13 protein-coding genes are annotated in these 21962 nt (G+C 45.9%); 5 read left to right on the top strand and 8 right to left on the bottom strand.

Annotated elements, in window-relative coordinates:
- Positions 1–3: 3 nt before the first annotated feature.
- From FWE06_03155 to FWE06_03135, 5 genes are all read left to right on the top strand, one after another.
- On the top strand, positions 4–255 hold the full coding sequence (locus FWE06_03155; GenBank protein MCL2546181.1) for a transposon-transfer assisting family protein: 252 nt from the start codon (positions 4–6) through the stop codon (positions 253–255).
- Positions 245–7978 carry a strawberry notch family protein gene (locus FWE06_03150; protein ID MCL2546180.1) on the top strand — a complete coding sequence of 2578 codons (7734 nt, stop codon included), beginning with the start codon at positions 245–247 and terminating at the stop codon, positions 7976–7978. Before FWE06_03155 ends, FWE06_03150 begins: the two co-directional genes overlap by 11 nt.
- Before the next feature lie 92 nt (positions 7979–8070).
- A complete protein-coding gene (gene mobC / locus FWE06_03145; protein MCL2546179.1) occupies positions 8071–8331 on the top strand; it encodes a plasmid mobilization relaxosome protein MobC in 261 nt (86 codons plus the stop codon).
- A 270-nt stretch (positions 8332–8601) separates the two neighbouring features.
- Positions 8602–9012: an SLOG family protein gene (locus FWE06_03140; protein MCL2546178.1), complete on the top strand. Its 411-nt coding sequence runs from the start codon at positions 8602–8604 to the stop codon at positions 9010–9012.
- Positions 9013–9101: 89 nt separating this feature from the next.
- Positions 9102–10535 (top strand): relaxase/mobilization nuclease domain-containing protein, encoded by a 1434-nt coding sequence (locus FWE06_03135; GenBank protein ID MCL2546177.1) that lies wholly within the window; start codon positions 9102–9104, stop codon positions 10533–10535.
- 258 nt (positions 10536–10793) lie between these two features.
- Here the strand turns inward: FWE06_03135 and FWE06_03130 are convergent, their stop codons facing one another.
- From FWE06_03130 to FWE06_03095, 8 genes are read right to left on the bottom strand one after another with little or no spacing between them, the layout of a single operon-like run.
- Positions 10794–11624, bottom strand: a complete 831-nt coding sequence (locus tag FWE06_03130) for a KilA-N domain-containing protein (GenBank protein ID MCL2546176.1) — start codon at positions 11622–11624, stop codon at positions 10794–10796.
- A 16-nt stretch (positions 11625–11640) separates the two neighbouring features.
- On the bottom strand, positions 11641–12855 hold the full coding sequence (locus FWE06_03125; protein MCL2546175.1) for a PD-(D/E)XK nuclease family protein: 1215 nt from the start codon (positions 12853–12855) through the stop codon (positions 11641–11643).
- 27 nt (positions 12856–12882) lie between these two features.
- Positions 12883–14550 (bottom strand): hypothetical protein, encoded by a 1668-nt coding sequence (locus FWE06_03120; GenBank protein ID MCL2546174.1) that lies wholly within the window; start codon positions 14548–14550, stop codon positions 12883–12885.
- Positions 14551–14575: 25 nt separating this feature from the next.
- The gene (locus tag FWE06_03115) at positions 14576–15298 is read right to left on the bottom strand and encodes a hypothetical protein (GenBank protein ID MCL2546173.1); all 723 of its coding nucleotides are present in this window, start codon (positions 15296–15298) and stop codon (positions 14576–14578) included.
- Between the two features lie 4 nt (positions 15299–15302).
- Entirely contained in the window at positions 15303–16574 is a 1272-nt protein-coding gene (locus tag FWE06_03110) for a topoisomerase IV (protein MCL2546172.1), read from the bottom strand.
- A gap of 40 nt (positions 16575–16614) precedes the next feature.
- A complete protein-coding gene (locus tag FWE06_03105) occupies positions 16615–18204 on the bottom strand; it encodes a metallophosphoesterase (protein MCL2546171.1) in 1590 nt (529 codons plus the stop codon).
- 23 nt (positions 18205–18227) lie between these two features.
- Positions 18228–21428 carry a DEAD/DEAH box helicase family protein gene (locus FWE06_03100; protein ID MCL2546170.1) on the bottom strand — a complete coding sequence of 1067 codons (3201 nt, stop codon included), beginning with the start codon at positions 21426–21428 and terminating at the stop codon, positions 18228–18230.
- Positions 21418–21948 (bottom strand): hypothetical protein, encoded by a 531-nt coding sequence (locus FWE06_03095; protein MCL2546169.1) that lies wholly within the window; start codon positions 21946–21948, stop codon positions 21418–21420. Before FWE06_03095 ends, FWE06_03100 begins: the two co-directional genes overlap by 11 nt.
- Positions 21949–21962: the final 14 nt, after the last annotated feature.

Raw genomic sequence — 21962 nt, 5'->3', positions numbered from 1 at the left:
CCTATGATAATCGCCCTTGATAAATTCAGCACCGAGGAACTTAACCTTATGAGCATTTTCGATACCGCAGACCGTGAAATCTTGCGGAATGACCTCGTGACAGCCCTCCATGATGTGTATGAGCCGGACATGATTGAGATATTCGGCTCAACGCTTGAAAAGTTGGACGGCCTTACGGACGAGGAATTTGCGGAACTCGGCTTTTTTATAGCCGATGATGAAATGCTTTTGGAGGGGGATGCTGTTGACGAATAAACTTCAAATGTACGCCGACCTTGCCGACCAGCAGACCCGCCAAGTTACCCAAAGCATGGGCGATTGGACGGGTTTTCTTAATACCGCAGGGCGGCTTTACAAGTACCCCTTTGACGAGCAACTGATGATTCACGCCCAACGCCCCGATGCAGTAGCTTGTGCGCCGATTGAAATGTGGAACAAGCCCATGAACCGCTCTGTAAAACGTGGCGCAAAGGGTATTGCTCTCATTGATAATACAAGCGGCGAAAGCAGATTAAAGTATGTTTTTGATGTAGCGGACACACATGACGGACGGTATGGGAAACCCCGCCGTCCGTTCGTGTGGGCGGTCAAGCGGGAACATGAAAATTCCGTGATTGATGCACTCGTTGAGAAGTTTGACATTGATGATGAAAGCTACGCCGGATATGATGCAAACAACGGAACACCCCTGCGTGGCAATCAGCTCGGTGATTATCTTCAAAGCATTGCACAGACCCTTGCGGCGCGCTACTATCAAGATAATAGGCGTGATATTAACTATGCCGTAGAGGGCAGTTTCCTTGATGGGCTTGACGAATTTAATATCGGTGTGACGTTCCAAGATGCTCTTACGGTTAGCACCGCTTACGCCCTTATGTCAAGGTGCGGCATTGACCCGATGGAGTTTATCGAAAACGAGGATTTTCAATCTGTTTTTGATTTTAACACCCCCGACAGCGTATACGCCCTCGGCAAAGCGGTCAGCGATGTGTCCGAAGAAGTTTTGCGTGATATTGAAATAACCATAAAAAAATACGAACGGCAAAAAGCCGTGGGATTGGGAGGGCAACGACATGAGCGTAGCGGTAGTAGACAAAGTAACATACTCCCATTGCGGGGATTATCTAATACCCAACATAGCGATACCCCAGCAGAGCCAACCGCTGGGGCGATTCGGGATGATGAGGAAAGAATACCTCAACAAGCACAGGGGGATTCTGTACACGAGGCACAGCTTGAAAGGGACTCTGTATCGTCATTGCCTCGAAATCGAGGTAATTGGGAACAATCGGTTGAACTCGCTGATAGCGGAACTATCCGCACAGAACCCGCCGCCGAGCAAAACGAGCAACCCGCAGGGCTGGACAGCACACATGAACGGGCTGAAAGCCCAAGCGGAGGCAGTCATAGTCAAGGAATTGATACACAGTTAGAGCAAACTGAACAGGGGGGTCACGAAACAGAACCCCCCTCCGAGAATGGCTTAGTTTCGCCGTTTGCGGGCATTACCATCGTTGAGCAGTCTGAACAACTTTCGCTAATGGACTTTCCAACGGAGCAGGAGCAGATTGATACCATTCGTGGCTCTATCCAAGTGGAACATCCCACCGTGACACCGCAAGCTGCTACCATAACCCAAGAGGACATAGACCAAGCCATTATAGACTGGAACGGCGATTTATCTAGTAAAATCCGTGTTTATGAGTATATGTACGAACACGCCCGCGCTCGTGATACTGCCAAATTTCTGCTTGCAGAGTATGATGCAGGGCAAGCGACAACGCCAAGTCCGTATTCAAAAGAGGGCTTGCATATCGTTAAAGACAACGCCGAGCCTGTAACCCTGCCGTGGGCGAAAGTGCAACGCCGCATAGGACAACTCATGGATGAGGACAAATTTTTAACTGTTGACGAGCGGACGGCGGCTGATAATGCCCTTGATGTTGAATGGGAGCGACTTGCCGATGAAAATACACCCGACACACCGCAGTTATCTTCTAACCAACACACAGAAACGATTGACGACGTAGAGTTTGTCTTTACCACAGTTACGCCTCGTGCCGCCGAAGTTTCGCCCCAAGCACAGGAAACAGAGCAACCGTCCGAAATGCAACCCGAAACTGCAAGCGTAACCTCACAAGGCAGTCCACCGCCTGTTTTCTTTGTAGATTGGCAAGCTGCACAGCACGATTTTGATATGAACCTATACCAAGACCGTGACAAGATTGGCTATAACAAGGACGGTGTGGAATATGCCGTAGGCAAGATGGGCGATTACACCTATATCACCACCACAACAGGCATTACTCCGTGGGGCGATATAACAGGGGCAACAAATATCCCTCGTGATGTGTGGGAGCAAATGAACGCCTACCGCAACGGCGAATTATCCGATGATGATGTGCGGGTAAATTATATGAGCGTTCTTGATGCTCACAAGCAAGCCCTGCAAGCTGAAATTGCAACGCCGCAGGGTAATGAATTGTGGCGGGAGTATCAAGCCCTTTCCGGCGAACATCAAGATAAAATCGCATTAAAGCATGGCGGCGGCTATTTCTATGCCATTGGTGAAGATGCACACGTTTTATCAAAGCAGTATGAATTAACACTTGTAATGGGCGATTTTGGATTGGCTGAGTATCAACCCTATATCAGCATCCCCCTCCATGCTCTTGACGAATATATTGAACGCTTTACTAACGATGGAAGAAGTGTTGCAGTTGGGTACGGCATAGAGGGCAATATCGTCCATGAGGGCAAACCTCTATTGGATGTTTCGGATAACTCGCTTGAACCGCAGGGCAGTCCGATGTGGCAGGACTACACCGCCATTGCCAACGAGCATAAAGATAAAATCCTATTTTATCGGCTGGGTGACTTTTATGAGGTAATGGGTAGCGATGCCAACGCTGTGTCGAAATTCCTTAACCTTGCCCTTGTCGGGCGTGACGTAGGACTTGACGAACGTGTGCCGCTCGTAGGTGTTCCCGCACACGCACTTGATGGATATGTTGACCGCCTTGTGAGTGAGGGTTTCGGGGTTGCTGTGCGACATGGCATGGATGATGTTACCGTCCATGAGGCTGTACCGCAATTAAGCATTACAGAAGATGAACCGCAACAAGACACCGCCGCTGAATACTCCCTTAGTTATCGGTTTTTATCCGACCCCGACAGGATAATCGTGTTCAACGATATAGACCCCGATGAAATTGATATTGTTGGCCGTGTTCACGCTGATGGCGAGGTAGTAATCACAAAGGAAAACGTACCTCAGTCCGTAATTGACGAGTTGACGGCATACGGCATTGAAAACTTTGACGAATTACGAGAATCAGCAGAGGCAAGTTTACAACGAATGATGGATGCCGCCGTTGCAATCGGCAGGGCTTATGACGAATCTTTGGAAATTACAGACCCACCGCAAGTCAATGAAATCACCACCGTACAAGCTGCCACATCCCCGACAACGGAAATAGCCGCCTTTGTACAGTCCAAACTGGAAAATGGCGAAAGGTTTACAAGTGCGGAACTTTTTGCGGCGGCAACACAGGCATACGGCGATACGATGGCAAACAACGCCTTTACCTCAAAAGATGCCTACGATGCAATGGAACTCGGCGTGAATCAGTATGTGTTATCGGTTGACAACCTCTCACATGAAAGCATGATGAACGCTCTTGAATTGTTCCCCACACAGACCCGTCGCACCGCTGAAATGGAGAAGTTTCAACAATTCTCTACCCCGCCGAGCATTGCGTACCTTGCGAATTGGGCGGCGAACGTGACCGCAGACGATGTTGTGCTTGAACCCTCCGCCGGAATTGGCGGCATTGCGGTTTTTGCCAAGAAAGACGGTGCAACGGTATTCGTCAACGAACTCGACAAACGTAGGCTTGAAATCCTTAAAAATCTACCTTTTGACGGATTTTTCAATGAAGATGCCGAGCAAATCAACAACATCCACGGTGATAAATTAGAGCCTACGGTCATTGTTATGAACCCGCCGTTTTCTTCATCGGCTGAACGTAACATCCACGACACGAAAATCGGGGCAAAGCACATTGACGAGGCATTAAAGATGCTTGCTCCCAACGGACGATTGGTTGCCATTGTCGGGCAAGGAATGGCTGATGATGCTCCCGCTTTCCGCAGTTGGTGGCGTGACATCAAGGCTCAGTACAACGTCAAGGCGAACATTGGCGTAGACGGCAAGAACTACAACAAATACGGCACAACCTTTGGAATACAAGTGCTTGTCATAGACAAGAACGGTGCTACTGTCGAGCCTGTAAAGACCGCTTTTATCGAAAACTTGACCGACCTACAAAATATCTTGGGAGGTATTCGGAATGATAGACCAAGCATTGAAATTGATAGTGGACATGAACGAATCATCGCTACACCAACACGCTCTGAAACTATTACAGAGCGAGAGCCGGAACGCAAGCCCGATGAGTCTGTATTTGCTCCAAGCGGCAGAACTGATACCGCAGTTGGTGGAACTGGACGAGAGCAGACCACTACATCAGAACTTGGTGCAGTATCTGACGGAACTCCCTCAACTCCACCCGACCCTGCAAGTGTCGGCGATGATGGGCTTGCACCAATCGTCCACGGAGAACGACATAGAGGAAATGACGGACGAAATGATGTCAACCCTGAATTTGGACGAGTTGACGATGCTGTTAGCGGACAATCTCTTGGGAGTATTGAGCCGCGGCTAACGCCGCCAAAGCCTGTTAAAACAGAACTCACCGACAGCATTTTTGAGAACTACGAGCCGCAACCGCTACTGCTTACAAACGTACAGCCCCACCCCGCCAACATCAGCGAGAGTGCGGCTATGAGTGCGATACAGCCGCCACCTGTTACCTACAAGCCTACTCTAAGTCAAGATATAATCAGCAATGGTATTTTGTCTGATGTGCAGTTAGAGGCGGTCACATACGCAGGGCAAAGCCATAAACAAACCCTCCCCAATGGCAACACAAGGGGATTCTTCTTAGGTGACGGCACAGGCGTAGGCAAGGGGCGCACGGTTACAGGGATTATCTTGGATAACTTCAATCAAGGCAATAAAAAAGCCGTGTGGCTAAGTGAAAACAGGGGCTTAGTGCCGGATGCAAAACGTGATGTTACGGCGTTATTCGGCAACTCCGATTTAGTGACGGAATTTGAGGGTGGTAAAAAAGCGGATGCCTCGTTGAGCAATGACGAGGCTATTTTATTTGCTACCTATTCTGCTTTATCAAAGGGTTTCGACCAAAGCGATTCAAACTTTGAAAAGATTGTGAACTGGCTCGGAAAGGATTTTGACGGCGTAATTGTTTTTGACGAGGCGCACAACATGGCGAACTCCACCGCCAGCAAAGGCAACAGGGGTATCAAAAAAGCCAGCCAGCGAGGTATGGCGGGGCTTGCCATACAGGATGCTCTACCGAACGCGAAAATCATTTATTCCTCCGCAACCGGGGCAACCGAAGTGGAAAACCTACGGTATGCCGAGCGGCTGGGTTTGTGGGGCGAGGGTACGGCGTTCCCCAACGGTGACGATTTTGTTCACAGAATCAAAGCCGGAGGACTTGCCGCAATGGAACTCATTGCAAGAGATATGAAAGCGATGGGCGTGTATCTTTCCCGCAATATCAGCTACGAGGATGTTGCCTACGATAAAATCGTCCATGAACTCACACCCAACCAGCGGCAGATATATGACGAGTTAGCGCGGTCTTGGCAAGTTGTTCTCCAAAACTTGAACGCCGCATTAAAAACGACCAACCAAGACAAGGACGGCACGGCGAAAGGCAGGGCTTACGGTGCTTTTTGGAGTGCGGAGCAACGCTTTTTCAATCAAATCCTTACTGCCATGCAAGTGCCGAGCATGATTGCCGATATTCAAAAGCAGTTGGACAATGACAATTCCGTGGTAATCCAGCTTGTGAGTACCAATGAAAGCGCACAGGAGCGGGAGTTTGCTCGATTGCAAGAACATGAACTTGACCTCGAAGATTTTGACTTGACCCCTAAGCAGATGCTGATGTCCTATATCGAAAACTCATTTCCTACCGTGCAATTTGAAAAGTACGAGGACGAAAACTGCAATGAACGCAGTCGGCCAGTCTTTGACAGCGAGGGCAACGCTGTAATCAACCGTGAGGCAGTTAAACAAAAGGACGAGCTGCTCGACAAGTTAGGCAGTATCAAAGTACCCGCATCCGCTCTTGATATGATTATCAACCATTTCGGGAGCGATATGGTAGCCGAGAACACAGGACGAAAGCGGCGTGTTGTCGTTACTGACGGCAAGGCGAGAGAGGAAAACATCGCCTCCAAAAAGCAAGCCGATGTTTCGGCGTTCCAAGACGGTGATAAGCGTATCATCGTTTTTTCAAGAGCAGGGGGAACTGGCAAAAGTTATCACGCTGACAAGTCGGCTAAGAACCAACAGCACCGTGTTCATTATCTTTTGCAAGCGGGCTGGCAAGCTGACGCGGCGGTACAGGGCTTTGGGCGTTCCCACAGGAGCAACCAAGTGTCCTCGCCTACGTTTTCGCTCGTGACAACGGACTTAAAGGGGCAAATGCGTTTCATTTCCACCATCGCCAAGCGGTTAGACCAGCTTGGGGCTTTGACGAAAGGGCAACGGCAAACTGGCAGTCAAGGGCTGTTCACCGCCGGAGATAACTTGGAAAATGCTTTTGCGGCTGATGTGCTGGCGGGATATTACAAGTCTTTAATCCTCAATCGTGTTGAGGGTGTAGAGGACGGCATGGCAGTCATTGAAAAGCTGGGCTTAAAGGACAAGCTGGTTGACGAGTACGGTCAAATCATTGTTACGGCAAATGAAATGCGTGAGGTCAACAAGTTTTTGAATCGCATCCTTTCCCTTGAATGTAACGAGCAGAACGCTGTCTTTGACGGCTACGCCGAGCGGCTGCATATTGCCACCGAGAAAGCCTTGCAAGATGGCACACTTGACCGTGGGCTTGAAAACTTCAAGGCTGATAAGGTTGTGTTGAACGAAGTCACCGATATTCGAGCCGATGAAAGCACAGGGGCAACAACCAAGTATTTCAACCTCACTACCCACAACAAAATAAAGCCGTTAGAGTTTGAGAACATCAAAACCGATAACTCTGCCTTTATCGGCTTTTACCAAAGCAAGAACACAGGAGCGGTTAGAGCGGCGTTCAAAACTTCATCTGTAACCGATGAACACGGCAATATAACCGAGAATTGCAGACTTACAGGGCAAGACGGTAACGAGTATATGCCCCTCGGCAGACTGATGGGAAACTGGAATAAACTCACTCCCGAAACCGCCGAAAAACTTTGGGATAAGGCTGTTTCTGAACTGCCCGAATTTCGTACCAACAATCTACACTTGATTGGCGGTACGGTGTTGCCTGTATGGGATAAACTCCCCATTGAAAACGTGCGGATTTATCGTGTTCTTACTTCTGACGGTGATTTACTCATCGGTAGGGTCATACCCGAAGATGCCATTGATGCCACGTTGGAAAAGCTGGGGGCTACGAGGGAAAAGGAAAAAATCGAAACGGTGGACTTGTTGAAAAACATTAAAAGCGGCGATACAGTCTACCTTGATAACGATTGGCGAATCGTCCAGCGGCGGGTGTCCAATGAGCAACGAATAGAGGTCATCGGTGCTGATTTTCTTCATAATGATTTACTGACGAAAAAAGGATTGTTCACCGAACGGATAGGGTATCAAACAAGATATTTTATCCCTGCCGAAAAAGACACCATACGGATTTTGGACGATGTGCTGAAAATCGCCCCTGTTAGTTATGTTAGCAAGGCTGGCAGAACTAATGACCGTGTTGCGGCGAAGTCCAACTCAGCAAAAGGTAGACCGTCCATGCTTGATGACCTCGAACGATACGCACAAAAGAGCAGAGCCGAGTTTGGCGGCGGCGATGCTCCGACCCAAAAGAAAGAAACTACACTCTGACGAAAGGGGGGCTGCTCATAGAAAAGAACAACAGGACTGTGTTCGTAACTGCGAGGGTGACTGAATCCGAAAACGCTCTGATTGAGGAAAAAATGCAAGCGGCTGGGATTGCCAACCGTGGAGCGTATGTCCGCAAAATGATTTTGGACGGCTATGTTGTTCGTGTTGACTTTTCCGATGTGCGTGAACTCGTCCGACTGCTTCGCAACGCTACCAACAATCTCAACCAAATGGCGAAACGAGCCAACGAAACACACAGCATATTCGCCTCGGATATAAAGGATTTACAGGACAACTACGAAAAATTGTGGGTGTCGGCAGAGGGCATAATGAAAAAGCTGGCGAGTATATAGCCCACGGTGCGGCGGTCACAATCAAACGTGACCGCCGCACTTTTTTTTATACCTTTGACCGGGCAATGCGCCTAACAAACACCTATCAAAATTGCTCCGTGGCCTCTGATTTTCACAAAGATTTTTTGGGGGGCTGCGCTACCCCTTTTGAGCGCGCTAACATGGATTTATCCAGTATTTTAGCGAATTTGAAAGGGGTTGGAATTATTGAAAAAGGAAAGTATATGCTGTTTTACAGGGCATAGAAAAATCGGAAAAGCGGAGTTGCTTATGCTCAAAAATCGCCTGTCTGAAACGATTGAGGCACTCATCAAAGAGGGGGTTGGTACATTCCTCTGCGGCGGGGCAATCGGTTTTGACACGCTCGGCGGGTTTGCAGTTTTGGAGTTAAAGGCACGGCATGAGTTTATGAGGTTGGTGATGGTTTTACCCTGCCGAGAGCAAGACAAAGGCTGGTCTGCTAATGACAAGGCGGCGTACAAAGAACTGCTTGCCGCCGCCGATGAAATAGTCTATGTGTCCGAGGAATACACCAAAGACTGCATGAAAAAACGGAACATCCGCTTGGTACAGGACAGCGATTTTTGCATTGCTTACATGAAATACCAACGCACAGGCACGGCACAGACCGTTCGCCTTGCCAATGAAAAAGGTATATCCGTTCTTAATCTTGCAGAGTAATTTGCTTTCCAATCAATACAAACGCTCGTGGCGCGGTCTACATTGACCGTGCCTTTTACTTACTAAAATCACGAAAGGAGGCTCACCCAATGGCGGCAACATGGATAAAACCAATCAGAGCCAAGAAAGGCAAAACGACTGTTCAAACTTTTGCCGATAGCTTGCACTACATCACAAATCCCAGCAAGACAAGAAACGGCGAATTGATAAGCACTCACGGTTGCGACCCTCGCACTCATTATTTAGACTTTTTGCTCAACAAGCAGGATTATGATAAGAGCATCGGCACAGCGGCAAATAAAAAAGATGTTTTACTCTACCACATCAGAATATCGTTCAAGCCGGGTGAGATAACTCCCGAAGATGCGGCTAAACTCTGTCACGATATGACCCTGCGGTGGACGAAAGGTAATCATCAGTTTGTCGTTGCCACCCACGAAGATAAAGGGCATATCCATTGCCACATCATGTACAACGCAGTAAACCTCAACACCGATAAGAAATTCAAAAACTTTTGGGGGTCAACTCGTGCATTGCGTAGAATGTGCGATATTGTGTGCTTAGAAAACGGATTATCCGTTATCGAAAACCCCAAGCCCAGCCGTGGAAGTTATGCGGATTGGCTGGGTAGCAAAAAAGAGCCGTCCGCTCGTGAATTGCTGGAACAGTTTATCGAAAAAGCACTCCAACATAACCCTGCCACTTTCGAGGAATTTATCAAGCTGTTGGAGGATGAAAATTGCGAATTTAAGCGTTCACGCCGCTCTGTGCGACTACCGGGCAAGCGGTGTTTCCTGCGGCTCAAAGGCTTGTCCGAGGATTACACCGAGGATGCCATCAAGGAAAGAATCGCTGGATTGCGTTCCGCTCCCATGCGTGAAACTCCAACCGCCGATGCACCGCCCCCTGTCAAAACTGCCCCTGCACCACAAGAGCGAAAGTTTAGCTTGCTCATTGATGTGCAGAACTCTATCAAGGCTCAAAATTCGCCGGGGTACGAGCGGTGGTCTAAGGTTTTCAATCTCAAACAAGCCGCCAAGACCCTCATGTTTTTACAGGATAATGACCTTGACGATTTAGAGAAGTTGTCCGAGGCAGCACAAAAAGCCAAAGGCGATTTTAACGATTTGCAAACCCGCATCCACGCCGCTGATGAACGCTTGAAAGAGATACCGCCCATGCAAAAACACATCGGCACTTACGTTAAGACCAAAGATGTTTACGCCGAATACAAGCGCCGTAAATTCAGCAAAAAATTCTATGCCGAGAACGAAAAAGCCATTGAAGATTGTAAAGCTGCCAAAGCGTTCTTTGACGAGAATGGGCTGGCGAAGTTGCCGACCATCAACTCTCTAAAACAGGAGTATGCCACGCTGACCGCCGAGAAGAAAAAGCTGTATGCTGGTTACTCTGCCGCCCGAAACCATATGCAAGAGATTCTAATGGCACAGCAAAATGTTCACCAACTACTGGATTACCGTGATGCTGAAATTGGCAGAGCCAATGACCGCACGGAGCGGTAAAACGCCTTTTATGCTGTTACCTTTGCCTTAAAAACGATTTTGGAAAGGGGTTGGGGTTTATGGTTTTACGCACTCGGAACGAGTGCCAGCAGACGCGAAAGCGGCTTAAAGCAAAAATCGCCTCACGGCGATTTTTGCTGGGGGGAGTTTGAGGGGTTTCCCTCAACAAGCTGTATTTGTTACACAAATACATTGCTTGCCAGTCTTTTGAACTGGATTTTCGCCTTTGGCGGTTTAAGTGCTTTTAACTACCTTAGATTACTTCTGTGTGAGTCTTTTTTGAAGTGATGCACCGACAAGGGACTTCATTTGCAATATGGCGGTGTTGTTCAGTTGTCGTAGCCTGTCGGATTGGGAAAGTCCCTGCCGTATCAATAATGCGTTTATGCTTTCAATGTTTGAGAGAACAACCAACTGTTCAAGCGTTGCGTAGTCACGCATATTTCCCTCTTTACCCGCATTTTCTGCCCGCCATTGTGATGCCGTCTTTCCAAAGAGTGCCACGTTCAAAAGGTCGGCTTCGTTGGCGTAGACATACGAGGCTTGTTGCTTGGTTATTTCTTCGGGAATGAGCCGCTCTTTCACGGCATCCGTATGGATTCGATAATTGATTTTTGACAAAGTGCGTTGCAGATTCCATTCGAGCGAAAGCCGCCCTTGTTCCTCTTGTTTCAAACGCTGGAACTCGGTAATCAAGTACAGCTTAAATTCGGGGCTTAACCAAGTGGCGAACTCGAAAGCAATGTCACGATGAGCATATGTGCCGCCGTAACGTCCGGGCTTTGCGATAATTCCGATTGCTCCTGTTCGCTCCACCCATTGTTTTGTGGAAATAATAAAGCTATTGTCCACGCTCTCCATTTTAATGTTACCGAAATCGGTAACATTAAAATTTGGGTTGTTGAGTTGTTCCCATGCACCCAAGAAATTTAGAGTATAGCCTGTCCTCATCCAATGGGAAATTACAAGCCCTGTCGTATCGGCATTTTTATACTTCGCCATGTCGGTCAGAGATATGTAATCATCTTCCCTGTGGGTGAGGACGGCAACCGCCGTGCCTTGTACGTTTACGATTTCTTGTTTTTTCATAATGAATTATTCCCTCCTATTTAAGTTTGGCAAGGACTGCGTTTGCCTGTTTAACGGTGCTATCTAATATTTCCTCGAAAGTTTTTGGGTCAAACAACTTAAAATAATTTTCGTAGCTGCCGTTAAAATTTGTCATGTTAATCCAATCGTCCTCAAAAGAAATATACTCATACACTACACAATGAGCAGAGGATTTCTTTTCTTCAACTCCATAATGCGTTCTCAACTTTTTAACAATATTTCTATCGCCAAGTCGTGCCGATTCACCCTCCCGAATCATGCCAAACCCAGCTAAGAGGGGGTCGTAGTTTGACATATTCAAAATAAAAATTACAGACACGCCCGGCACAACATCCTTTTCAAACATATATCTTATCTCGGCGTTAATGCTGTTTCCCCATTTTACAAAATCGCTTTCAAGCGGTTCGCTCTCAAAATTTGAGCCAAACCGTTCATGGAAAGCGGTGAAAAACTTGGTTGCTATTTCAAACCTACATTCGTCAAGAGTATCCGCAATGACTTTCGCATTACGCATATGTTGGGGTGATTCAGATAACAATTTTATAAGTTCCATTTTGGGCTTATCCTCCAAGTTATTTGTGATGTTCCTTATTGCAGAAATAAATTGAATGAGTATTTCTCGAAGCGGGGTTTTTCTGATTGTGTCGGGTAGGGCGAGGCATTTTTCAAGCCACCGTAAAATATGAACATCAAACGACATAAAAATTATATCATCATCTGATAATTTGCCCCTGCTGTCATCTGACGGTTCTTCTCCAAAGAGGGTTAAGTAAATAATTCGAGCCTCACTATCTTTCGTTCGGGCATACATACAATAATCATAACATTGTGCGGATTGGTCGGCGGCGTAAATTTTCACTTCAATAGGAATACATCGTCCGTTTCCCTCAATAACCAAGTCAACAGGCCGTCCTTTGTCTGTCATGCGTTCTGCCGCTACTTGCATATTTTCAATTTCGGCATCGGAAAGAGCATCGCCCATGTCGCAACATTCGCTCAAAAATAATTCAAGGTATGCGCCGCCTTGTCCGTGCCGTCCTTTGGGATTCAATAATTCGGCTAATATACGGCAAACGATTACTTCCTTATCCTCAATACGAGCAACCTCAAAGATGTTAAAACTTCTACCAGTTTCACGAGCGATGGCAGAATATTTGTCAATGATGCTACCCGCCGTCACCAGCAAATTATTTATGATAAGTTCGTCCATCAGCTTTATCCTCCACACACTCAAATACTATACTATATCGGGTTTATTGCTCATTTCCTTTTCAATCAAATCAGCAGAAATTTTAAGAGCTGCCAGCCGCCTCTGCATCAACGTGTGCTGTGGCGTACTGTCAATCAACTGCACATATGCCTTTTCACATTTGCCAATAAGTGACTTAATCGCTCGTAGTGCCTCGCTTAGTTCATCTTCGGAATAAATTGATTCTATTATTTTTTGGGCAGGGGGGTCACGAAACAGTACCTCCCCTCCCAAGCGTTTGACACAATCGTTTTTTACAATGCACTCGCCGCAAAGCGGATTTTTCGCCTTGCAATAATTCCGCCCAATTTCCCACAATGAAAAGTCAATAATACCGGGGAAGTCGGGGTGCAATTCCCTCGCACAGCGTATGGCGGCTCTTGTGTCCTTATCGCTCTCAATCAGCCCCATGCGATACATTACCCTGCATATATGCACATCGGGCGATACATCAATCGCCTTAAAATCAGCCAACTCAATTTGAAATTGGCGAACGAGGATATTTACAGCCATAGTCGCTATTTTTTCGCCAGCCCCACGAAAAGCTAAAAAGTGATTAACCGCCGTTTTACTGCCCGGTTTGCCTTTCCACATCAGCGAGGCATCGCCGTCAAACTTTTCTACAATCCTCTGAACACCGCCCTTGAATATAACCGCCATTTCTCTGTGAAACCTATGCAGGGAATTTTGTTGGAAGAATGATATGTACTCATCTTCGCTCACGGCGTTCAACGAATGAATATTTGCCCCATACTTCGCCATGACTATGCAAGGCACAGCCCACGCCCGCTCTGCCTTAACGCCTCTATCCATAAGACAAGCAAGCACAAAAGCGTGAGGGGTGTTTTCCAAATCGTTAAGCACGGCATCATATTCATCTTTGCCTGTTAGGTGTACCCACGGATGCTCGGACTTTTGGGCGAAACGCTCCAATCCCATTTTCACAAGCCATTTGCCAACCCTTTGCACCATAATTGCTTTTTCGGTGGGTGGTACAGTTATAGGAGGTGGCGTAGGCTTGCTCATCGGTAGCTCGTTTCCGCTGATGAACTCCAATAAAAGGCGTAATGACCGCTCGTAAATGTAAGCATCGCCGCGAGGATTTTTCCGTCCACGAGATTCAAAGTATTTTTGGATTTTTGCTCTGTATGTTTCGGGAATGATGCCATCAACAATAATCTGCTGAAAATCGAAACCCAAATTATTACCTTTTCGTTCAAGGAAGAACGCTCCCGACACGGTTGAACCTATGCTCGGATTTTTTGGAAACCGTTGTTGCATATGGGCTTGAAATTTTTTCCGTAGCTGCGCCGTGTCAATGGATGTAGTGGGCGGCGGCAGGGTCTTGGGTGCAGTCTGTTGGTCGTATGGTCTGTTGTGGTAGTAATCCAAAAGCAAATCAAACGCTTTCTCATACCCCGCCGCATTGCCGCGGGGGTTTTGAACGCCTCTCTTGGTAAACCGTTCTTCGAGCCACGGTCTGTATGTTTCGGGGATAAAGCCATCTGCCAGTATCTGCTCAAACTTCATGCCAAAATCATCCTCATGCCGTATGAGGTAAAAAGCATCCGACACATGGACACCGATATAATTATCGTTTGGAAAACGCTCTGCTAAGTAGCGTTTGAAGTTTTCTCGCAGTAGAACTGCATCCATATCCATACACCTCCCGCCGAATGTATTACAAAGCCAGTTCGAGTATTTTATCTACCAATAATTTTCTTTTGTCTTGTGAAAGCGGCGGTCTTAGCTGTTGCAGATAATTACTCCACCCAACGATAGTGAGGTTGCCTATCTTGCCGACCTTGATTTCGCAACTCGCATTTAATTGAATAAAACAATGGCTCGTTAAAGGTGCAATGTGTTTCTCAACGTATTTCATTGCAGTTCGACCATTCACAAACAGGCATTTTATTTGTCCGGCGTTCAGAATCGTTCGTAGCAAATCCCCGCCGTGGCGAACCAACCCAACCCTCTGCTCATCGGTCAAGGCACTCCACTTCACGCTGGTAGCCCACGGCGATATGTCAAGGTTAATAATATCGCCCTTAAAGTATGATAAATCTGCCTCGTTAAAAAGTTTCTCTAATTGCCCGAACCATTGCATATAAGGTCTTTTGTGGAAGAAGTTACAGAGTGATTGATATACCATTTCTGCTTGCTCTAAGCTAAGTGTTTCATCATCAGCCGCTCCAAGGAAATCCCTGTCTACAAACCGCTTTTTATTTGTCGGGAATATTTCATGCTTGGTATTGGTAAATTCTCTATTGCTTGGGTTTATAGCAATGGTAGCATATTTAGCCTTGTCAATATCACCAAAGAAAACAATCGGTATGGACTGCGGCACGATAGGAACGCCCTGCGGGATGGGGCGGCGAATATAATCCAGTAGGTATTGTTTCATGCGTTCACTCCTTTGCGGTGGCGGGTGCATCATGTTGGTAGTAGTATTTGCCGTCCATAATTACTATTGGCACATCGCTGTCGTAAACAGCTTTTTGTTCAATCGCCGCTTGCGGCTTTGTTTGGGATTGGTGAGTGATTTTATCAGCAATTCCTTGTTTCAAATCCCTATACTTCCATTTATCGTCAAACAACGCTGGCACTTGTGCAAAAAATCCCGCCACGCCGCTTTTTTCAAGCCTATTCCTGTCAATCTCAATTTTAAGGGCGGCAACTTGCTTGTCATGCCATGATTCCAGTACATCTCTCGCTTGGACTGACAATTCCCAATACTTGCTGTACAAGGAATAGCACATATCCTTTGAACTGTTCCCTTTACCGAGCAAGTATGATAATTTGCTTATTTCTTCGAGGATTGTTATCAAAATATTTTGATATTCAACCAAAGTATAGAAGTCCTCAACGGTGGCTTGGTATGCTTTGTAATCGGGGGTCGGGTTGCCCTGCGTAATTCCAATTATCGTTTCGTTGACTTGTCCGAGCAATTCAGTACCGTCTGCTTTCATATTTTCTAACGCTGCCAGTTTAATTGTCCGCAACTCGTCATTTTCGATTATTTCAACGCTAAACTGTGAAATCTCACCGACAAGAGCAATCAAGGACATTATACGGCTCTTAAACTCCCTATCTTGAAAATCACTTATTTTACTGATGTTTTTATTCATAGTTTCCAGTTTGGCGTTTATCTCGTTCATGTAATACTGCCCGACAACCAAAGAGCCAACATTCATCACGTTTGCCCCTATGTTCGCCACGGTTGAGGCTTTGGTAATCTTGGATGGGTCAACCTTGACTAAGTTTGCATGACCTTTCGCTCCTTTTGCTCCACGAAAGAACCCGCGAAACGCCCCTGTCATGCTCTTGGACTGTACAAGGGTTTCACCGTTTGGGATTATCACCCTATACAAATCAGCTTTTTTCATTGCCGTGTTCGTGACTGTTTTCGCCGCCTTTTCCGCTACTGTCGGAATGGTCTGCGTTATTCGAGCAACAACGGTGCTGTCTGTGATTTCTGTTAAGCTGCTCTCATCAATCAAACTCAACGATGTAACTCTTTCAATGGGAATAGGAACGCCGCCGTCTACGGTCACGAGTTCCACGTTCTCATCCATAGCATGATTGTTTTCAGAATTGGCTTTTTTCTTCAAATACACCACCACTACTGCAATCACGGCGATAATGGCTATGGGTACTGCTATTATTAAGAATGATTCCATTCTTCACCCTCCAAGCACAATTTGTACAAACCCATTGCCGTTACTCCATCGGCGGCGGGGCTTTAATATCTACCGCCCCAGCCCCAAGTATATCTTCAACAAACAATGTACAGGTCACGGTATCTTGATTAACCTTAATCAAGTTGTAACTTATATAGGTTTTTCCTCGCTCTTTGTGAACGATTTGCCCTGTTGACGAGCCGCATGAGATTATTTGGATTCCGTCATGTTCCGCTTGAAATGGGATATGTTTATGTCCGTGGAGTACAAACCTCACGTTTCTGCGTTTAAGCCACTCCATGAAAACATCAGCATCTATAAGGCGTAGAGCCTCATCCAACAATCCTCTTGGAATTATTCGCCTGTACCATCGTTCATCATAATGCTCTGGTCGTAAAATCGGTACAAGATGGTGGTGCATTACAGCAATAAGCAGATATTTTTCTATGTTCTCGACACCATCAAGCAAATTGCCCATTTCCGACATTTGCGCCGAGCCTATTTCTCCCTGTGCTAACTTTCCCTCGGTATTGGAGTTAAATAGTAAGAAAATGACTTTGGGTTCTTCTAAAACTTTTATCATTGGATAGTTCCCAACAATATTCGCAAGGTGCTGCTTTCCTTTCCAAAAAGCAAGTCCTTTCTTGTTAATGTCGTGATTACCTAAAACACAAGTAGGCTTTTTCCCATATCGTTCTTCAATATCTTCTGAAAAATTACGATAACTGTTGGCGTTTTTTTGGTCGGGACTATCTGAAATATCGCCTGTAATAATAAAGTCAAGGCTATCGTTATCGTCAAGGCTGGCAACTTGCTTTTGTATCAGCTTTTTTAAGCGGCGTTCGGTAACATCAACATTTTTAGCCCCAAAATGCAAATCACTAAGATGCAGAATATAATGACTTGGGCGTTTTTTATGTTGGGCTATGTTTTTTAATTCACGGAGGGATAAATTATCATAATGAATGATTTTGAACAGATGTCGCAAATCTCCTTTGTCGTCAACTGGAATAAAAGCATACTCGCCTCTCCCATCCCAAAATATCACCGCTGGCCATATATCGCGTTGCCTAACGGCTATTTCAAAGTTTGGAAAGGCATCATAAAGTGTAACCGCTCTCGGTCTTTCGGTTGGTTGTAAAATTAAGCACGAATCACCCGGATGGTATTCCACCAAGTTGTGCAACGTATCGGTGTGGAGCATAAAATCATCATCAATACATCGTTTTATGGAGCGGTAGTTTCCGTCACTTATTCTCGGCAATAGCAGGGATTTCAACCTACACCGTGAGAACGTATCAGATAAGCCTTTAAGAGCCTCCAATACTTTTTCATCGTAAGGTCTAAGTTCTCTAAACCTATATATATCATCTTCATAAAAATCCCAATGTTTTTTGTCATGGTAATACTTGCTGTCCTTGCCTTCAAGCAAATCACGCAGACGGCGTATATGCTTGTGGTATCGCTCGTTTTCATTAGAAAACATATTTTCATTAAATTGGTCGAGAAAAGCCCTAAACCCCCAATAACTTTCATCAGAGCTGTGAATTTCACGGAAACAAGCAAGCACCTTGCCGAAAGTGAGGTTGGCTACTGTATGTGCTGATTCAAGTGTAAATCGGTATCCCATCAGTTCACAACTCCTTCGATTTTTTATATCGTTCTTCTGAACTCCCGCCAATCAGCTACCGGCTCGGCAGGGAACGCTACTTCATTTTCCAACGCCTCAAAATGAGCCTTACCACACTTGATTTTCAACTGTTCGGGTGTTCGCAAGTCGTACAGGCTTGTTGTGCCTTTCGTTTCAAGCACGAAATACAGTTTTTTATCGCCGTTGTGTTCCAAGTACACCGCCCAATCGGGGTTATATGTGCCAATGGGGGTTTCAATCTTAAAACGGCTGGGGATTTTGAAAAACAGCTTTACATCGGGGTCATTATCCAAACTTTGGGCGAAACGGCTCTCTGTTCCGCTATCACAGTCAATGTAGTCATATAGGCTGTTGTTCACACTCACAGCATGGCGGTCAAGGTTTGCGGTCAACTCCGCGCTATCGAAAATTTCTTGAACATAATATTCCTCCCCCGCCAGTTTGACGTAACTGATTCCGTCAATCGCAAGGCTATGTCGGTTTCGGGTAATTATATCTAACGCCTTTTCAGTAAAGGCTTGGGGGTTGTTTAGGAAGTCTGCTCCACGGTTGCTCTGCCGGAGGATTTGCCCTACATCGGAACGCTTTAACAGGGTTTCTGTTGCGATTACATGAAGAATGTCCGGCAAGGATTCATAATCGTCTTTGAGGTCAATGGTTCGCAAGCCGCTTTCCATGTGCGTTACGCCAGCATTTTCAATGTTGATTTCTGCCGATTGAGTAACAATCCTTGCCTTTGGTATGGCTGGCATATTGGCAAAGTCATTGAGGCAGTTTTTCGTAAGCTGCTCATGGTCTATCTTTACCCTGTATGTGGTCTTTTGTTTGATTCTATCCCAAATTTCCATAAATTCGGGCGATAACATGACTTGCTTTTTCAGCCTAACCTTAACTTCCTTTGATTCATCACGAATAACCACCTTTGCATTGGCACGTTGAGCGACTTGTATAATTGCTCTCTGTTTTGCTTGGCTGTGGCGTTCACTCAAATCAAGAGTGCCTGTTTCAAGCTGTTTTTTCATGGTGTCGGTCATTTTGTAATTGCCGCTTTTTTTGTCTTTGGTGATTAGCTTTTTATCCTCCATGTCGGCAATAATTTCTGCGGCATCATCGTAGGATATTGTTTTTTCTTCGGTGATAGTTTCGGTGTATGCCGCTCCCGACAAGGTTCCAATGGCAATAGGCTGTTGAGTGGAAGTCAATGATGCTACGATTGCGTTTGACACAACTGCTCTAACAGGCTCCGGCAATGGGAGCAAATCTATTTCGTTTGTTTTGATAGTAGCGACTATCTTTCCGCTTTCGTCAATTACGCCTGTGGATTTTAAGGTTTCCACGGCGGCAGCGGCTTGTTCGATGGTCACGGTCTTTTCTACGGTGACTTCTTCATCGTAGGTTGTTCCCACCAGCAAGCTGATTTGGAACATACCAAAGGTAATGCCTGTTTCGGCCTCGATTTCCTTTTGCAAGGTGTCCGCAAACTCAGCAAAACTCTCATTAGCCATGACATGAAGTATATTGATTTCTCTATCCTCTATGCGGTTGCCCTGCTGGTCTACACAAAGACGTAGCCCTCGTCCAATTTTCTGCCGCTGGGTGAATGTGGACTTATGCTCAATCAACGTGCAAACTTGGAACACGTTGGGATTATCCCAGCCCTCTTTAAGTGCCGAGTGAGAGAAGATAAACCGTAACGGACACTCGAACGACAACAGCCATTCCTTATCTCGCATGATGGTGTTGTAAGTATCATCATCAGCCAGCGTATCGCCTTTTGTATTCTTGAACACACCTTTTTTATCTTGTGAAAAATAACCGTTGTGGACTCTTTCCACGGTGGCAGGGAATTGGGTTTTGAGGGGGGCATACTTTGTCCTGTTCATCAGTTCAGCGTAGCAAGATTCAAACATTTGGGCGTATATGCCTTTTTCGCCCTCTATGGTACGGTACTTCGCCACTTCATCAATGAAGAACAGCGAAAGGACTTTGATTTCATGTTCCAAGTACCGCAATTCTTTGTCTAAATGAGCCTCAACCGTGCGGAAGATTTGGGCGCGTTTTAGCACATCCTCATCCACCCCGCCAATGGTCTTGTTAAGAGCCAGCGTTTCTGTGTTTGAAAATTCGATGTATTCTCGCCCTGCTGCTACATCAATTCCCGAAAGCTGGTAGCCCTCGTAGAGTTCTCGTCTGCCGGATAGAATATAAAGGTCATCACCGGGCTTTGCGGTTACAGTCTTGCGGGTCACAACCCCGCCATTGCCCTGTATATCAATTTCTATCCTCGCCTTAAAACCGCCGTCACGAGATACGGATTTTAGGGCGATATATGGTTTATTGTGTGCATTGTCTACGGTGTTGCTGGAAACAACGATTTGCTTAACCAAGCCTTTTTGGTAGGCATCAACAGGGGTTAGGCTGTACAGCAAATTGGTCTTTTCTCTGTGCGTAGCGGAATAACGAAGAACGACAAGGGGATTAAGGCTTGCGATTGCCTCTTTTGCCTTTTCGGTATTGTCTACGCTTTGCGGCTCGTCAATGATTACGACAGGGTTTGTGTCCTGTATGTATCTCATAGCTGTTTCGCCGTTCAGCTTGTCCTGTGCTTGGTTGATGATGTTTTCGGCCTTTTTGAAAGCATCTATGTTGATAATCATAATCTCAATGTTATTACTTGTAGCAAACTGGCGAACATCGGACAATTTCGCCGAATTGTAAATGAAGTAGCGGCACGGTACATTGTCATAATGCGCCCCGAAGTGGTCTGTGGTTATTTGGAATGACTTATACACGCCCTCACGGATTGCCACGGACGGCACAACGATAATAAATTTTGTAAAACCATATCGCCGATGCAACTCAAAAATCGTCTTAGTGTAGACATAGGTTTTTCCTGTGCCTGTTTCCATTTCAATGCAAAAACGCCTGTCACCCTCACGATAATGGGCGAAAGGGTAAAGGTCTTTGGTGCGGGGTAAATTGTTCCGCTTTTGGATGCGGTTCATGTTCACAAGAATATCGCTACCCTGTATGTTCAAGACATTGCCTATGCCAAACTCGTTTATGACACGCAACTGATTACCGTCCGATTCTCCGTCAACGATGGAAAATGTAGTGGTCTGTTTGTCTTGTCCGGCAAAGAGGTCTGCCACGGCGTTTACAGCATCCGTTTGGAAGTCTTGGGTTTTGAATTTAAGTTTCATCTGTTTCGTCCTCCATATCGAAATAGATTTTATAAGTTATCCCCGTTTTGAAACAATACTCTTTTTCTGCTGTGTCGGTAGCTATAATGACAATTTCTTCATTCAATCGGTTTAACTCCTTTGCGTGTTTTGCCAATCGGACGAAATGGGAAAGAGGAATAATCATTTGCCTTGCCTCCTCTATTTCAAGAACGCAAGGTAGTTTCATGTCTTGCTCATTATCAGCTAACAAATACAGAAAGCTATATGAATGACCATCGGGAAACGAAAATTTGATACCGTCAATAATTACTTTTCGATTGCCTGTGTTAATAAATTTAATCAAAATGCTGTCAACAGTTCTTCCCTCTCGAAAACCGTCGTATGTTATCTGCCCTGTCATGTGCTTAAAATCAATCTTTATTCTTTTACGGTTGTTGATTTTATGGTCGTACCTAACAATCGCAAATGCTGTAATAACGGCAATTATTGTTGCTATTGAGGACAAAGCACTCCAAAATACATCCCATTCAAAACACATAGCATATCTCCCCT

Source organism: Oscillospiraceae bacterium, assembly GCA_009780275.1.
In the GTDB taxonomy this organism is placed as follows: Bacteria; Bacillota; Clostridia; order Oscillospirales; family UBA929; genus WRAI01.
Note: the sequence above shows the minus strand (reverse complement) of the source record. Positions and strands in the feature narration are given on the sequence as shown.

Bases quoted from the DNA above. Each gene is read 5' to 3' on its own strand.
- FWE06_03155 (MCL2546181.1), top strand. From the start codon at position 4: ATGATAATCGCCCTTGATAAATTCAGCACCGAGGAACTTAACCTTATG.
- mobC (MCL2546179.1), top strand. From the start codon at position 8,071: ATGCAAGCGGCTGGGATTGCCAACCGTGGAGCGTATGTCCGCAAAATG.
- FWE06_03140 (MCL2546178.1), top strand. From the start codon at position 8,602: ATGCTCAAAAATCGCCTGTCTGAAACGATTGAGGCACTCATCAAAGAG.
- FWE06_03135 (MCL2546177.1), top strand. From the start codon at position 9,102: ATGGCGGCAACATGGATAAAACCAATCAGAGCCAAGAAAGGCAAAACG.
- FWE06_03130 (MCL2546176.1), bottom strand. From the start codon at position 11,624: ATGAAAAAACAAGAAATCGTAAACGTACAAGGCACGGCGGTTGCCGTC.
- FWE06_03125 (MCL2546175.1), bottom strand. From the start codon at position 12,855: ATGGACGAACTTATCATAAATAATTTGCTGGTGACGGCGGGTAGCATC.
- FWE06_03120 (MCL2546174.1), bottom strand. From the start codon at position 14,550: ATGGATGCAGTTCTACTGCGAGAAAACTTCAAACGCTACTTAGCAGAG.
- FWE06_03115 (MCL2546173.1), bottom strand. From the start codon at position 15,298: ATGAAACAATACCTACTGGATTATATTCGCCGCCCCATCCCGCAGGGC.
- FWE06_03110 (MCL2546172.1), bottom strand. From the start codon at position 16,574: ATGGAATCATTCTTAATAATAGCAGTACCCATAGCCATTATCGCCGTG.
- FWE06_03105 (MCL2546171.1), bottom strand. From the start codon at position 18,204: ATGGGATACCGATTTACACTTGAATCAGCACATACAGTAGCCAACCTC.
- FWE06_03100 (MCL2546170.1), bottom strand. From the start codon at position 21,428: ATGAAACTTAAATTCAAAACCCAAGACTTCCAAACGGATGCTGTAAAC.
- FWE06_03095 (MCL2546169.1), bottom strand. From the start codon at position 21,948: ATGTGTTTTGAATGGGATGTATTTTGGAGTGCTTTGTCCTCAATAGCA.